We start from the raw sequence: 13,354 nt of genomic DNA, 5'->3' as shown, positions 1-13,354 counted from the left end.
TCGTGGACCTTCTGCACGCGGGTGGGTGCGGTGCACAACGTCCACGACTATCGGAGGTGGAGGTCAGTCGAGGACGTGGCGCAGGTAGCGGCCGGGGTCGGCGAGATAGGCCGTCCAGTGCGTGACCAGCTCGAGCTCCTCCCAGGTCGCGGGCCGGTAGCCCCAGTCGCCGACCTCGAGGACGGTCGCGCCCGGCAACGACGCGAGAACGGGGAAGTGGGTGGCGCAGAGCACCTGGGCGCCGTCCCGGGCCAGGTCGTGCAGGCGTCCCAGCAGCGCGAGCGTCGAGGAGAACGACAGTGCCGCCTCGGGCTCGTCGAGGCAGTAGGACGCCGGCCCGTCGAACGTGGCCTCGAGCACCGCGAGGAACGACTCGCCGTGGCTCATCGCGTGGTAGTCCGGGTCGTTGCGCCCGGCGTGCGCGTCCAGGTACGTGTACCAGCCGTGCATGGTCTCGGCTCGCAGGAAGAACCCCCAGCGCGACGCGCCAATCCCGCGGCGCAGCCGCAGCGCGCCGGACAGCGCCGACTCCGTGGGGCGGGTGCTGTGGTCGCTGTGCGTCGACCCGCCCTCGGGTGACAGCCCGTAGGCGATGGCCACGGCCTCGACCAGCGTCGACTTGCCCGAGCCGTTCTCGCCGACCAGGAAGGTCACGCCCCGGGGCAGGTCCAGCCCCTCGCGCGCGAGCTGGGCGACCGCGGGCAGGGTCATCGGCCAGGCGTGCGGGTCGAGGTCCGGCGACGAACCGACCTCGACGCGCACCACCGGAGGCTGGTCGAAGTCCACGCAGGTCAGACTAGGTTGATCCCCGTGGCGTCGAAGTCCCCGTCGGTCGAGATCGAGGTCGACGACCGCGTGATCCGGGTCAGCAACCCCGACCGCGTCTACTTCCCCGAGTCCGGTGCGACCAAGCACGACCTGGTCGACTACTACCTCGCCGTCGGGCCGGGCATCGTCAACGCGCTGTTCGAGCGGCCCACCATGCTGCACCGCTTCCCGAAGGGGCTGAGCGGCGACAAGGTGCACCAGAAGCGGATCCCGGCCGGTGCCCCGCCCTGGGTCGAGACGGTGCGGCTGCACTTCCCCCGCTGGGACCGCACCGCCGACGAGCTCTGCGTGACCGAGCTGGGCAGCGTGATCTGGGCGGTGCAGATGTCGACCGTCGAGTTCCACCCGTGGAACAGCCGGCGCGCCGACCCCGAGAAGCCCGACGAGTGGCGCATCGACCTCGATCCCGGCCCGCTGTCGGACTACGCCCAGGTACGCCGGGTGGCCGCGGTCGTGCACGAGGTGCTCGACGAGCTGGGTGCCGTCGGGTTCCCCAAGACCAGCGGCGGCTCCGGGCTCCACGTCTACGTGCGCATCCACCCCGACCACGGCCACCCGGTCGTGCGCCGGGCGGCGCTGGCCTTCGCCCGCGAGGTCGAGCGCCGCGCACCCGACGACGTGACGACGACCTGGTGGCGCAGGGACCGCGACCCGCACCAGCTCTTCGTCGACTACAACCAGAACGCCCGCGACCACACCATCGCCGCGGCGTACTCCGTGCGCGGCCTCCCCGACGCCCGGGTCTCGGCGCCGGTGCGGTGGGACGAGGTCGACGACGCCGACCCCCACGACTTCACGATCTTCACGATGCCGCAGCGCTTCGCCGAGCTCGGCGACCTGCATGCCGGCATCGACGACCCGGCGACGACGTTCGACCTGGCGCCGCTGCTCGAGTGGGCCGACCGCGACGAGGCCTCCGGGGCCGACGTACCACCGGAGCCGGAGGGGGACGCAGGATGAGGGGCACCTGGGACGACCTCAACCGCCGCCTGACCGGTGCGATCCTGGCGCTCGACCTCAACGACGGCCTGGTGATCCGCGAGCGGGCGACGCCCGGCCGCAAGGCACGGTTCGGCTCCCGCAAGGCGGCCTCGGCGCCCCGGCGCTACGTGCAGGTGACCGCGGCGCCTCGGGTGCTGATCGCCGAGTGCGTCGGGTCGACGTCGTTCGGCGGCGAGTGGGAGATGACGCCCGAGACCGAGGCGGCGCTCCTCACGATGGGCTGGGAGAAGCCGTGGTCGCCCGACTTCCGCACCTTCTCCCGCGAGGCCCCGCTGACCTCGGCCAACCGGATCGCGCTCGCGACCGTGCGGGCGCTGCAGACGTTGGGGTGCGAGATGGAGGACCTGGAGGTCGAGCTGGTGCACGAGGAACCCTCATGAGCGACAAGGTGCCCCTGGCCAGGATCGACCTCGGCCTGCTGGCCGAGGCACTCGACGACACCCAGTGGGAGCACGAGTACTACCTCGACCCCGCGACCGGCCAGCAGTACGTCGGCGGCATGGGCGAGGTGCTCGACGCCGACGGTGAGGTCGCCGACCCCGAGGAGCAGGGCTGGCTGCCCGTCGAGGGCGTCGGGTCGCGGGCGGCGTACCGCGTGATGGAGGACTTCGCCGCCGCGGTCGCCGACCGTCGGCTGGGCGACCGCCTCGAGCGGGCCATCGAGGGCAAGGGCGCGTTCCGCCGCTTCCGCGACGTGCTGCACCACGAGGCCGACGAGACGGTGCTCGGGGCCTGGCGCACCTACGAGACCGCGCGCTCCGAGGCCCGCGCCCTCGACTGGCTCGAGGTCGAGGAGGTCGTCGACGCGGGCGAGCTGGCCGCTGCCCGCGTCGTCCGCGAGGAGGCCGCCGCCCGGGCGCTGCACCAGGTCGGCGTGGCCGCCCACGGCGCCCGGTTGGTCCTGCTCAACGGGATGCCCGGCTCGGGCAAGTCGACCCTCGCCGAGCGCTACCGGTCCGAGCACACCGGGGTGCTGGTGATCGAGGCCGACGAGATCCGCCGCTGGATCGGCGGCGACCCCGCCGACCACGCCGAGGCCTCCCGGCACCTGTCGCTGGCCCTGGCCCGCGCCCATCTCGAGGCCGGGTACGACGTCGTCGTGCCCCAGCTCGTCGCGCGGCTCGACCAGCTCGAGCGCTTCGAGCAGGTCGCCACCGAGGTGGGCGCCGAGGTGGTCGAGGTCGTCCTGCACGGCGGCGTGGTCGAGGCCCGGGTGCCCGACGAGGCCCTGGAGCACCTGGTCGACTACGCCCACGGGCTCGCCGACGTGCTCGAGCACCGCCCCGAGACCCACCGCATCGTGACCCGCCACGGCGACCACGACAGTGCCTACCGCGACCTGGTCGACCTGCTCGACCCCGACGTGCCCGCCTGACCCGCACCCCGTGCGCCGCGCGGGGTCACTAGGCTCGGGGCCCGTGGGACACGTCCAGATCACCCCGAGCATCCTCAACGCCGACTTCGCAGCCCTTGGCGCCGAGGTCGCCCGCATCGGCAGCGCCGACTGGGTGCACGTCGACGTGATGGACAACCACTTCGTGCCCAACCTGACCTTCGGCCCGACGATGGTCGAGGCCCTCGCGCGCAGCACGAGCATCCCGCTCGACGCCCACCTGATGATCGCCGACGCCGACCGGCACGCCCCGGCGTACGTCGAGGCCGGCTGCTCCTCGGTGACCTTCCACGTCGAGGCGGCCGCCGCGCCGGTGCGCCTGGCCCGCGAGATCCGGGCGGCGGGGGCGCGCGCGAGCATGGCCCTGCGGCCGGCGACCCCGGTCGAGCCCTACGAGGCGCTGCTGCCCGAGCTCGACATGCTGCTGCTGATGACCGTCGAGCCCGGCTTCGGTGGGCAGAAGTTCCTCGACCTCGTGCTGCCCAAGATCCGCCGGGCCCGCGAGCTGGTCGCCAAGCACGGCGTCGAGACGTGGATCCAGGTCGACGGCGGCGTCTCCCTCGAGACGATCGGCCGGTGCGCCGAGGCCGGCGCCGACGTGTTCGTCGCGGGCAGCGCGGTCTACTCCGCCGAGGACCCCGACCGGATGGTCGCCGAGCTGCGCGCCGCCGCGCAGGCGGCCCAGGACGGCGTGCGGTGACGGCGTACTCCCGCGGCGTCGAGCTGTTCCGCGCGGCGACGGCGGAGCTGGGGCCGGCCGAGCTCGACCTGCCGGTGCCGTCCTGCCCGGGCTGGACGGTCTCCGACGTGCTCACCCACGTCGCCGACAACCACGACGCCGTGCTGTCGGCCCACGGGGTCGAGGTCGAGAGCGCCGACCTGCTGGCGGTCTACGACGAGCACCTCACCCGGCAGCCGCGCGCGATCCTCGAGGCCGTCGAGCTCACCGTGCACGCGTGGGACGTCGCGCGCGCCCGCGGCATGCAGGCCGAGCTCGACGACGTCACGCTCGACTTCCTGCTGGCCTTCGCCGTCGACGCCGGCGAGCAGCTCTACGTCGACGGGGAGTTCGAGCTGATGCTGGTCTCGACCGACGTCGGCCGCCAGGCCAGCGTCCTGGCGCTCTACGGCCGCGACGCCCGCTGACGAGGTCTCGACGTCCCCCGCCGGTCGTCTCGACACGTGACACGTCTGACACCCGGGCCGTGAGAGACGTGTGGCAAACTCGACCCGACGAGTGAACATTGCTCTCGCGTGCTCTGGGGTCGGTGCAATTCCGAGCCGGCGGTGACAGTCCGCGACCCGCTCACAGCCAGTGAGCGGTTGACCAGGTGGAAATCCTGGACCGACGGTGAAAGTCCGGATGGTAAGCGCACGCAGGTGGTGGTCGACGTCAGTGCCGCGACCCTCGCCGGTCGGGCCTGCCGAGACCCCCGTCGTCCCCGGAGTCCGTGAGCACGACCGGACCGGTGGGAGTGAGGGGGACAGATGGCCAGCGCCGCCGAGCGTGACGCGATGCGTCGTGCGCTGACCCTGGCCGCCACCCCCGGCGTCGCGATGGTCCACGACACCCGCCGGGTGGGCTGCGTGCTGCTCGCCGACGACGGTACGACGATCGCCGAGGGCCACCACCGGGGTCCGGGCACCACCCACGCCGAGGCCGACGCGCTCGCCCGGGCCGGTGAGGCCGCCCGCGGCGCCACCGCCGTGGTCACCCTCGAGCCGTGCAACCACACGGGCCGCACCGGCCCGTGCACGCAGGCCCTCGTCGCGGCCGGCGTGCGCCGCGTCGTCTTCGCGGAGGCCGACGCCAACCCGGTCGCGTCCGGTGGGCGCGCGGTCCTCGAGGCGGCCGGCATCGAGGTCGAGGCCGGCGTCCTGGCCGACGAGGCCGCCGCCCTGGCCCACGTCTACCGCGTCGCGCAGCGCGAGCAGCGGCCGTTCGTGACCTGGAAGTACGCCACGACCCTCGACGGGCGCAGCGCCGCCGCTGACGGTACCTCCCGCTGGGTCTCCTCGACCGCGGCGCGCCGCGACACCCACCGCCTGCGCGGGCGGTGCGACGTGATGCTCGTCGGCACCGGCACCGTCCTGGTCGACGACCCGCAGCTCACCGTCCGCGACACCGACGACCGGCCGCTGCCCGTCCAGCCGCTGCGCGCGGTCATGGGGGAGCGCGACCTGCCGGCCGACCGCCGCGTGCTCGACGCCGCCGCCGAGACGGTCCACCTGCGCACCCGCGACCCCCGCACGGCCCTGGCCGCGCTCTTCGCCCGCGACCGTCAGCACGTCTTCCTCGAGGGCGGGCCGACCCTGGCCGCGGCGTTCCTCGCCGCCGGGCTGGTCGACGAGATCGTCGTCTACGTCGCGCCGGTGCTGCTCGGCGCCGGGCGCCCGGCCGTCGCCGACCTCGGAATCACCACCATCGCCGACGCGTTGCGTCCCACGGTCACCGACGTGACCGTGCTCGACGGCGTCGACGGCGAGGAGCCCAACGTCCGCCTCACCCTCACCCCGCACGACACCAAGGAGATGTGATGTTCACCGGAATCGTCGAGGAGCTCGGCACCGTAGCGGCAATCGAGGACCTCACCGACGCCATCCGCCTGTCCATCAGGGCCACCACGGTCCTCGACGGCACCGGGCTCGGCGACTCGATCTCCGTCAACGGGTGCTGCCTCACCGTGGTCTCGATCGACGGCGGCACCTGGACCGCCGACGTCATGAAGGAGTCCCTCGACAAGACGTCGATGGACAAGGTCCAGACCGGTGATCGGGTCAACCTCGAGCGGGCGGTGACCGCCGACAAGCGGCTGGGCGGACACATCGTGCAGGGCCACGTCGACGCCGTCGGCCACGTCGTACGACGCCAGCCGAGCGAGCACTGGGAGGTCGTCGAGGTCTCGATGCCGCCCGAGCTCGGCAAGTACCTCGTCGACAAGGGCTCCATCACCGTCGACGGCGTGAGCCTGACGGTCGTCGAGGCCGGTCCTGACTCCTTCACCGTGAGCCTCATCCCCGAGACCCTCGCCCGCACCACCCTCGGTCTGCGCCAGCCCGGCGACCGGGTCAACCTCGAGGTCGACGTGCTCGCCAAGCACGTCGAGAAGCTCCTGGCCGCGCGTCTCGACGCCGCCACCTCACACGCCACCTCACACGCCACCTCGCACGTCACGGAAGGATCCACCCGATGACCTACCCCACGATCGAGGAGCAGCACGGGGGCGTGCGCCTCGACAGCGTCGAGCGCGCCATCGCCGACATCGCGGCCGGCAAGGCGGTCGTCGTCGTCGACGACGAGGGCCGCGAGAACGAGGGCGACATCATCTTCGCCGCCAGCAAGGCGACGCCCGACCTGATGGCGTTCACGATCCGCCACTCCAGCGGCGTGATCTGCGTGCCGATGCCGGGCTACATGCTCGACCGGCTCGAGATCCCGCTGATGACGCCGCACAACAAGGACAAGCTGCGCACGGCGTACACGATCTCGGTCGACGCCCGCGACGGTGTCTCCACCGGCATCAGCGCCGCCGACCGCGCGCACACCGCGCGGGTCCTGGCCGACAGCGCCACCGAGCCGTGGGAGCTCACCCGGCCCGGCCACGTCTTCCCGCTGCGCTACCGCGACGGGGGAGTGCTGGCCCGACGCGGTCACACCGAGGCCGCCGTCGACCTGGCCACCCTCGCCGGGCTGACCCCGGCCGGCGTCCTGGTCGAGGTCGTCAACGACGACGGCACCATGAAGCGTGCGCCCGAGCTGCGCGCGTTCGCCGACGAGCACGACCTGGCGATGATCTCCATCGAGGACCTCGTCCGCTACCGCCGCCGTCACGAGAACCACGTCGAGCGCGTCGCCGAGACCCGCCTGCCCACGCGCCACGGCGACTTCACCGCCTACGGCTACAAGATCACCATCGACGGGTCCGAACACATCGCGCTGGTCCACGGCGACATCTCCGGCCCCGAGCCCGTGCTCACCCGCGTCCACTCCGAGTGCCTGACCGGCGACGTCTTCGGCAGCGCCCGCTGCGACTGCGGCCCCCAGCTCGACGAGGCCCTCGAGCGGATCGTGGCCGAGGGTCGCGGGGTCGTGGTCTACCTGCGCGGCCACGAGGGCCGCGGCATCGGCCTGGTCGCCAAGCTGCAGGCCTACCAGCTGCAGGACGGCGGCCGCGACACCGTCGACGCCAACCTCGACCTCGGCCTGCCCGCCGACGCGCGCCACTACGGCACCGCCACCCAGGTGCTCAAGGACCTCAAGGTCGAGAGCGTCCGCCTGCTCACCAACAACCCCGACAAGGTCGCCAACCTCGAGATGTACGGCGTCCCGGTGGCCGAGCGGGTGGCGCTGACGCCGCACCCCAACGACCACAACATCGCCTACCTGCTGACCAAGCGCGACCGGATGGGCCACGACCTGCCCGACCTGCAGGTCGCGCCGCAGCCGGTCGAGACCACCGAGGAGACCGTCTGATGGCCGGCCACGGAGCCCCCGCCGAAGCCCCGATCGACTGCCACGACCTGCGCGTCGCGGTCGTCGCCGCGAGCTGGCACACCGTCGTCATGGACGGCCTGCTGGCCGGCGCCCACAAGGCCCTCGAGGCCTACCGGGTCGAGGCCCCGGTCGTGGTCCGCGTGCCCGGCACCTTCGAGCTGCCCGTCGTCGCGGCCGCCCTCGCCGCCCAGGGCTACGACGCCGTCGTCGCGCTCGGCGTCGTCATCCGCGGCGGCACGCCCCACTTCGACTACGTCTGCAACGCCGCCACCGACGGCCTGGGCCGCGTCGCCCTCGACCACCAGACCGCCGTCGGGTTCGGCGTCCTGACCTGTGACACCGAGCAGCAGGCCCTCGACCGGGCCGGCCTCGAGGGCTCCAGCGAGGACAAGGGCTACGAGGCCACCTCGGCGGCCCTGGTCACCGCCCAGACGATCAAGCGGATCAAGCGCGGCTACGACGCCTGACCGCGAGGCTGAGGGGCTCGGCTCCGGACGACCGGTCTCAGGGCCCTCCCGCGGGTGTGGCCGCATCGTGGCCGCGCCCTAGGCTGGGCACCGTGAAGACGTTCGACGGTCTGTGGGCCGAGCTGTCCGAGAAGGCACGCACCCGGCCCGAGGGCTCGGGCACCGTCGCAGAGCTCGACGCCGGCGTCCATGCCATCGGCAAGAAGCTGGTCGAGGAGGCCGCCGAGTCGTGGATGGCGGCCGAGCACGAGGGCAAGGAGCGCGCGGCCGAGGAGATCAGCCAGCTGCTCTACCACCTGCAGGTGATGATGCTCGCCCTCGACCTCGAGCCCGCCGACGTCTACGCGCACCTGTGACCGGAAGACAGCCATGACCCTCAAGATCGCCATCCCCAACAAGGGCTCGCTGGCCCAGTCGGCCAGCGAGATCCTGCGCGAGTCGGGCTACCGCCAGCGCGACGACTCCAAGCAGTTGACGCTCATCGACACCGACAACGACGTCGAGTTCTTCTACCTGCGCCCGCGCGACATCGCCCTCTACGTCGGCGAGGGCACCCTCGACGTCGGCATCACCGGGCGCGACCTGCTGCGTGACTCCGGCGCCAAGGCCGACGAGGCCCTGACCCTCGGCTTCGGGCGCAGCACGTTCCGCTTCGCCGGGCCGGCCGGTCGCTACACCGACGCCGCCGACGTGGCCGGCAAGCGCATCGCCACGTCGTACGTCGGGATCGTGCAGGCGTTCCTCGAGGAGCGCGGCATCGAGGCCGGCGGGGTCACCCGCCTCGACGGCGCGGTCGAGACGAGCATCCAGCTCGGCGTCGCCGACGTGATCGCCGACGTCGTCGAGACCGGTGCGACCCTGCGCGCCGCCGGGCTCGAGACCTTCGGCGAGCCGCTGCTGCAGTCCGAGGCGGTGCTCATCACCCGCGCCGGTGCCGACCACCCGGCCGGGTTCGAGGTCTTCCGGCGCCGGATCGAGGGCGTGCTGGTCGCCCGCGGCTACGTGATGATGGACTACGACATCGCCGAGGCCGACCTCGACCGCGCGGTCGAGCTGACTCCCGGCATCGAGAGCCCGACGATCGCCCCACTGTCGCGCGAGGGCTGGGTCGCGGTGCGCGCGATGGTGCCTCGCGCCGGTGGGCAACGACTGATGGACGAGCTCTGGGACCTCGGGGCCCGCGGCATCCTGCTGACCGACATCCATGCCTGCCGACTCTGACGCCGCCGGGCCGGGCCGCGCCGACGCGCTCCCCGCGATGCCCCGTACCTGGCGCCCTCTGGGCCCCCGGATCGCCGGCGGGGTCGCCGGCGGTGCGCTCCTCGTGGTGACCGCCCTGCTGTGGGTCGGTCTCGAGCAGGACGTGCGCGACTCGGTCACCCCGTTCCAGCGGGGCACCGTCGTGGCGATGTTCCTGCTCGGTTTCGCGTGCCTCTACGCCCTGGCCCGGTCCCGGGCGGTGGCACGACCCGAGGGTCTCCACGTCGTCAACGGCTACCGCCGCCGTGACTACGCCTGGGCCGAGATCGTGGCCGCCCGGCTCAACCCGGGTGCGCCCTGGGTGACCCTCGACCTCTCCGACGGCACGACCGCCTCGGTGCTGGCGATCCAGGGCTCCGACGGTGCCCGGGCCCGCACGGCCCTGCGCGAGCTACGCGCCTTCATCGACCGCGCGCACGCCCCACGAGACTGACACCTCGTCGCCCGGGTGCCCCGCAGGGGCCAGGGTGAGCAGGTCCTCGCCGCTGACGAACGCGTTGGCGTCGGCGGTCATCGGCTCGATCGCGATCGAGCGCCGCGCCGTGGCCGGCACGTCATCGGCGGTGTAGACCTGCAGCCAGCGATGGTGCTCGTCGACCCACAGCGACAGCGCGCGCCCCGACGCCGGGTCGCGCAGCGTCACCGTCGCGACCCCGCGCTCGTCGCGCTCGAGGTCGGTGAAGCCGGTGTTGAGCACGGTGTCGCGCAACGGCCGCGCGACCCTGAAGTCGTACGGCGTCCCCTCGACCGCCTCGCGTCCCACGGGGATGAGCGTGTCGTCGCTGACCGAGCGCGTCGCCGCGGGCAACGTCAGCTCCCACGCGTCGACCGGCCCGGTGCCGACCGACAGGTAGGGGTGCGCCCCGCTCGCGTACGGCGCCGGCGCAGGCGACAGGTTGGTCGCGGTCTGGGTGACCGTGAGCCCGTCGGCCGACAGGTCGTAGAGCACGTGCAGGTCGACGGCCCAGGGATAGCCGGTCTGCGCCATCAACCGGTACTGCAGCGAGACCGAGGCCTCGGTGTGCTCCTCGGGTGTCCAGGCGACCCAGCGGGCGAGGCCGTGGGAGGCGTGGTGCCGCTTCGGCTCGGTCAGCGGCAGCTGCAGCTCGCGCCCGTCGAAGGTGTAGCGGCCGTCGCGGATCCGGTTGGGCCACGGCATGAGCAGCTGCCCGCGCCCGCCGGGGGACATCTCGTCCTCGCCGAAGCCGTCGAGCAGCGCCCGGCCGGCGTGGTGCAGGGTGCGCAGCGCGCCCCCGCTCTCGGTGATGACGGCCTCGTAGCCGCCGGCGGAGATGCGGAACTGGTCACCACTGGGAGGCAGCATGCCCACAGGCTCTCACTGCGGGCGCGACCTCACGACGGCTCGGTCACCCCCTGGTCGCCGGCCCCGTCGTCGGCCCGCCCGTCGACCACCAGGTCGGCCCGCTGCCGGGTGCGGTCGCGGTTGAAGTGGTCGTCCTCGGCGGCCTGCCAGGCCAGCCACTCGGCGCGCACGCCCTCACCGTCGCGCTCGAGGCCGCGGCGCAACCGCAGGTCGCGTGGCACCTCGACCCAGGCCAGCACCGTCTGCAGCGCCGCGTACGCCGCCAGGCCGGACCCGACGCCCTCGACGACGAGCAGCCCACCGGGGCCGGGTGGGGCGACCTCCACGGTCTCGGCGAACGCGCCCACGTGCCAGTCGTAGCGTCGGTAGTGGCCAGGCCGGCCCACGGCGAGCGGGCCCAGCAGGGTGCCGAGCTGGTCGGTGACCGTCGCCAGACCGGTCCACCCGTCGTACAGGTCGTCCATGTGGACCACGGGGGCGCCGGTCCGCGCGGCGACCGCCCGCGCGAGCGTCGTCTTGCCCGACCCCGCGGGGCCGTCGACGCACAGCAGCCGGGCCCCGCCCAGCGTGGGCTCGCGGTCGGACAGCAGCGCGAGCACCTGCGCGAGGCTCAGGTGATGCCCCGGTTCTTGAGCAGGGCCTCGATGTCGGCCAGGTCGTCGTCGACCGTGGGCGTACGACGCGCCGTCGTCCCCGACGCGGGCGTGGTGCCCGGCAGCTCGAGCCGTTCGTCGCCCCGCACCTTCGCGGGCCGGCGGGGCTTGCCGCCCCCGCGGGCCTCGACCGCCCGTCCCGCGCCGAACAGCACCACCGCGATCCCGGCCAGCACGATGCCGGCCCAGACGACCGGGCTGAGGACCAGGCTGGTCGCCCAACGACCGATCGCGCTGCCGACCTCGCCGACCAGGCGCAGCGTCCTTGTGAGGTAGGCAGCGATCGGCAGCAGCGTGAGGCCCGCACCCATCAGGCCGGCCCCGAGCCCACGCCTGCGGTAGGCGAACCAGGTCCACGTCCCGGCGACCAGGCTGAGGGCGAGCGCCAGGGCGCCATAGCTCACGTCGTCCATGCCACCAGCCTGCCACGCACCCGCAGACGTGGGCGGTGGACGCGGGTGCGCCTTCCGCCCGGGCGTGTCCCGACCCGTCCGAACCGCCGCACATGCCGAGCGTCGGGCGATGCCTCCCCACGACGCTGGTCGAGGTGCGACGAGCGCTAGCGAGGAGCCTCGAGACCGGTGGGCGACGCTGCCAACCCGTGCCCGCCCTGGCTGCCTCGGCTGAGGTGGTTTCGAGGCTCGGCCGCGGGCGGCCTCGCACCTCAACCGCCGTGGGCGGCAGCGGTGCGTGAGCCACCTTCCGCACCAGACTCCGCGGGGAGACGGTGGCCCACTCACCGCCCGCAGCTGCTCCGAGCACGAGCCCTCAGAGCAGCCCGCGGCGCCGCAGCACGGGCACGACGCCCTCGGCGAACCAGTAGGCCTCCTCGACGTGCGGGTAGCCCGACAGGATCAGCTCGTCGATGCCGAGCGCGTGGTACTCCTCGATGACCGAGGCGACCTCCTCGTGGCTGCCGACCAGCGAGGTGCCGGCGCCGCCGCGCACCAACCCGATCCCCGACCACAGCCCGGGGTGGACCTCGAGCTGGCGCGCGTCGGTGTACGTCGACACGTCGGCCCGCTCGCGCAGGGCGAGCATTCGCTGCTGACCCGTCGACTCGCTGTGACGCAGGGCCTCCTGCGCCGCGGCGACCACGCGGGGGTCGAGGCCGTCGAGCAGCCACTGGGCGTGCTTCCAGGCCTCCTCGTGGGTGTCGCGCGACAGCGTGTGCACCCGCATCCCGAAGCGCAGGGTGCGTCCCTGCTCGGCGGCCAGGCCGCGCATCCAGGCGATCTTCTCGGCGACCTGCGCCGGGGGCTCGCCCCACGTCAGGTAGACGTCGGCCCCGCGCGCCGCGACCCGTCCGGCCGGGGCCGAGGACCCGCCGAAGTAGATGTCGGGCACCGGGTCGATCCCGCCGCTGACGATCGCGCCGGTGGCCTGGAAGAACTCCCCGCTGTAGTCGAAGGGCGCCTGCGTCCAGGTGCCGCGCACGACGTCGAGGAACTCCCCGGTGCGGGCGTAGCGCACGTCCTTGAGGTCGGTGTCGCCGAAGCGCGCCTGCTCGGTGGGCTCGCCGCCGGTGACGACGTTGAGCATCAGCCGGCCGCCGGAGATCCGCTGGTACGCCGCCGCCATCTGCGCCGCGAGCACGGGGTTGATCACCCCGGGTCGGAAGGCGACCAGGTACTTCAGCCGGCTGGTCTCGCGCAGCAGGGCCGCGGTCACCAGCCAGGCGTCCTCGCACCAGGTGCCGGTGGGGGTCAGCACGCCGGTGAAGCCGAGCTGCTCGGCCGTGCGGGCCACGTGGGCGAGGTAGTCGATGGTGGGGGCGCGGAAGCCGTCGGCGACCGAGTCGCCGAGCCCGCCCTGCCACTCGCGGGGCACGCCCTGCCCGGCGCCGACCAGCGACCGGCTGTCTCCGGACGTCGGCAGGAACCAGTGCAGGTCGAGCGGTGGCCGGGTCGGTGACGGGGTCGTCGTCATCGG

17 protein-coding genes and 1 riboswitch are annotated in these 13,354 nt (G+C 73.3%); of the genes, 12 read left to right on the top strand and 5 right to left on the bottom strand.

Annotated features, from left to right (window positions below; genetic code table 11):
- Window positions 1-63 precede the first annotated feature (63 nt).
- Window positions 64-786, bottom strand: coding sequence for an AAA family ATPase (locus FZC61_RS14805; RefSeq protein ID WP_246142711.1), 723 nt, complete (start codon window positions 784-786; stop codon window positions 64-66).
- Between the two features lie 24 nt (window positions 787-810).
- Between FZC61_RS14805 and ligD the strand changes: the two genes are divergently transcribed.
- From ligD to FZC61_RS14745, 12 genes are all read left to right on the top strand, one after another.
- Window positions 811-1,788 carry a non-homologous end-joining DNA ligase gene (ligD, locus tag FZC61_RS14800; protein WP_148614957.1) on the top strand — a complete coding sequence of 326 codons (978 nt, stop codon included), beginning with the start codon at window positions 811-813 and terminating at the stop codon, window positions 1,786-1,788.
- Complete coding sequence (locus tag FZC61_RS14795) at window positions 1,785-2,210, top strand: TY-Chap domain-containing protein (protein WP_148614956.1); 426 nt, start codon at window positions 1,785-1,787, stop codon at window positions 2,208-2,210. The genes ligD and FZC61_RS14795 overlap by 4 nt, the downstream gene beginning before the upstream one ends.
- Window positions 2,207-3,205, top strand: a complete 999-nt coding sequence (locus FZC61_RS14790) for a UPF0158 family protein (protein WP_148614955.1) — start codon at window positions 2,207-2,209, stop codon at window positions 3,203-3,205. The genes FZC61_RS14795 and FZC61_RS14790 overlap by 4 nt, the downstream gene beginning before the upstream one ends.
- A 43-nt stretch (window positions 3,206-3,248) precedes the next feature.
- Window positions 3,249-3,923 carry a ribulose-phosphate 3-epimerase gene (gene rpe / locus FZC61_RS14785; protein WP_148614954.1) on the top strand — a complete coding sequence of 225 codons (675 nt, stop codon included), beginning with the start codon at window positions 3,249-3,251 and terminating at the stop codon, window positions 3,921-3,923.
- Window positions 3,920-4,369 carry a maleylpyruvate isomerase N-terminal domain-containing protein gene (locus tag FZC61_RS14780; RefSeq protein ID WP_170286118.1) on the top strand — a complete coding sequence of 150 codons (450 nt, stop codon included), beginning with the start codon at window positions 3,920-3,922 and terminating at the stop codon, window positions 4,367-4,369. The genes rpe and FZC61_RS14780 overlap by 4 nt, the downstream gene beginning before the upstream one ends.
- Before the next feature lie 104 nt (window positions 4,370-4,473).
- Window positions 4,474-4,603, top strand: a riboswitch (FMN riboswitch).
- Between the two features lie 108 nt (window positions 4,604-4,711).
- A complete protein-coding gene (gene ribD, locus FZC61_RS14775) occupies window positions 4,712-5,761 on the top strand; it encodes a bifunctional diaminohydroxyphosphoribosylaminopyrimidine deaminase/5-amino-6-(5-phosphoribosylamino)uracil reductase RibD (protein ID WP_246142710.1) in 1,050 nt (349 codons plus the stop codon).
- The gene (locus tag FZC61_RS14770) at window positions 5,761-6,417 is read left to right on the top strand and encodes a riboflavin synthase (protein ID WP_148614952.1); all 657 of its coding nucleotides are present in this window, start codon (window positions 5,761-5,763) and stop codon (window positions 6,415-6,417) included. The genes ribD and FZC61_RS14770 overlap by 1 nt, the downstream gene beginning before the upstream one ends.
- Window positions 6,414-7,697 (top strand): bifunctional 3,4-dihydroxy-2-butanone-4-phosphate synthase/GTP cyclohydrolase II, encoded by a 1,284-nt coding sequence (locus FZC61_RS14765; RefSeq protein WP_148614951.1) that lies wholly within the window; start codon window positions 6,414-6,416, stop codon window positions 7,695-7,697. Before FZC61_RS14770 ends, FZC61_RS14765 begins: the two co-directional genes overlap by 4 nt.
- The gene (gene ribH, locus FZC61_RS14760; RefSeq protein WP_148614950.1) at window positions 7,697-8,185 is read left to right on the top strand and encodes a 6,7-dimethyl-8-ribityllumazine synthase; all 489 of its coding nucleotides are present in this window, start codon (window positions 7,697-7,699) and stop codon (window positions 8,183-8,185) included. The genes FZC61_RS14765 and ribH overlap by 1 nt, the downstream gene beginning before the upstream one ends.
- 92 nt (window positions 8,186-8,277) lie before the next feature.
- Window positions 8,278-8,541: a phosphoribosyl-ATP diphosphatase gene (locus FZC61_RS14755; protein WP_148614949.1), complete on the top strand. Its 264-nt coding sequence runs from the start codon at window positions 8,278-8,280 to the stop codon at window positions 8,539-8,541.
- A 13-nt stretch (window positions 8,542-8,554) separates the two neighbouring features.
- Window positions 8,555-9,406: an ATP phosphoribosyltransferase gene (hisG, locus tag FZC61_RS14750; RefSeq protein WP_148614948.1), complete on the top strand. Its 852-nt coding sequence runs from the start codon at window positions 8,555-8,557 to the stop codon at window positions 9,404-9,406.
- A complete protein-coding gene (locus FZC61_RS14745; protein ID WP_148614947.1) occupies window positions 9,390-9,878 on the top strand; it encodes a PH domain-containing protein in 489 nt (162 codons plus the stop codon). The genes hisG and FZC61_RS14745 overlap by 17 nt, the downstream gene beginning before the upstream one ends.
- Here FZC61_RS14745 and FZC61_RS14740 read toward each other — a convergent pair.
- The 4 genes from FZC61_RS14740 to FZC61_RS14730 all read right to left on the bottom strand — a co-directional run bounded on the left by FZC61_RS14740 (window position 9,837) and on the right by FZC61_RS14730 (window position 13,351).
- The gene (locus tag FZC61_RS14740) at window positions 9,837-10,769 is read right to left on the bottom strand and encodes an aldose 1-epimerase family protein (RefSeq protein ID WP_148614946.1); all 933 of its coding nucleotides are present in this window, start codon (window positions 10,767-10,769) and stop codon (window positions 9,837-9,839) included. The two genes, FZC61_RS14745 and FZC61_RS14740, sit on opposite strands and share 42 nt — an antisense overlap.
- A 29-nt stretch (window positions 10,770-10,798) precedes the next feature.
- A complete protein-coding gene (locus FZC61_RS23725; protein WP_246142709.1) occupies window positions 10,799-11,368 on the bottom strand; it encodes an AAA family ATPase in 570 nt (189 codons plus the stop codon).
- An 11-nt stretch (window positions 11,369-11,379) separates the two neighbouring features.
- Complete coding sequence (locus FZC61_RS23720) at window positions 11,380-11,835, bottom strand: hypothetical protein (protein ID WP_246142708.1); 456 nt, start codon at window positions 11,833-11,835, stop codon at window positions 11,380-11,382.
- Between the two features lie 355 nt (window positions 11,836-12,190).
- The gene (locus tag FZC61_RS14730) at window positions 12,191-13,351 is read right to left on the bottom strand and encodes an LLM class flavin-dependent oxidoreductase (RefSeq protein ID WP_148614944.1); all 1,161 of its coding nucleotides are present in this window, start codon (window positions 13,349-13,351) and stop codon (window positions 12,191-12,193) included.
- Between the last annotated feature and the right edge of the window lie 3 nt (window positions 13,352-13,354).

Origin of the sequence: Nocardioides rubriscoriae (assembly GCF_008087085.1) — a bacterium.
Classification (GTDB): domain Bacteria; phylum Actinomycetota; class Actinomycetes; order Propionibacteriales; family Nocardioidaceae; genus Nocardioides; species Nocardioides rubriscoriae.
Note: the sequence above shows the minus strand (reverse complement) of the source record. Positions and strands in the feature narration are given on the sequence as shown.

Coding starts and splice junctions, on each gene's coding strand:
- FZC61_RS14795 (WP_148614956.1), top strand. CDS start 1,785: ATGAGGGGCACCTGGGACGACCTCAACCGCCGCCTGACCGGTGCGATC.
- FZC61_RS14790 (WP_148614955.1), top strand. CDS start 2,207: ATGAGCGACAAGGTGCCCCTGGCCAGGATCGACCTCGGCCTGCTGGCC.
- ribD (WP_246142710.1), top strand. CDS start 4,712: ATGGCCAGCGCCGCCGAGCGTGACGCGATGCGTCGTGCGCTGACCCTG.
- FZC61_RS14770 (WP_148614952.1), top strand. CDS start 5,761: ATGTTCACCGGAATCGTCGAGGAGCTCGGCACCGTAGCGGCAATCGAG.
- FZC61_RS14765 (WP_148614951.1), top strand. CDS start 6,414: ATGACCTACCCCACGATCGAGGAGCAGCACGGGGGCGTGCGCCTCGAC.
- ribH (WP_148614950.1), top strand. CDS start 7,697: ATGGCCGGCCACGGAGCCCCCGCCGAAGCCCCGATCGACTGCCACGAC.
- hisG (WP_148614948.1), top strand. CDS start 8,555: ATGACCCTCAAGATCGCCATCCCCAACAAGGGCTCGCTGGCCCAGTCG.
- FZC61_RS14745 (WP_148614947.1), top strand. CDS start 9,390: ATGCCTGCCGACTCTGACGCCGCCGGGCCGGGCCGCGCCGACGCGCTC.
- FZC61_RS14740 (WP_148614946.1), bottom strand. CDS start 10,769: ATGCTGCCTCCCAGTGGTGACCAGTTCCGCATCTCCGCCGGCGGCTAC.
- FZC61_RS23720 (WP_246142708.1), bottom strand. CDS start 11,835: ATGGACGACGTGAGCTATGGCGCCCTGGCGCTCGCCCTCAGCCTGGTC.
- FZC61_RS14730 (WP_148614944.1), bottom strand. CDS start 13,351: ATGACGACGACCCCGTCACCGACCCGGCCACCGCTCGACCTGCACTGG.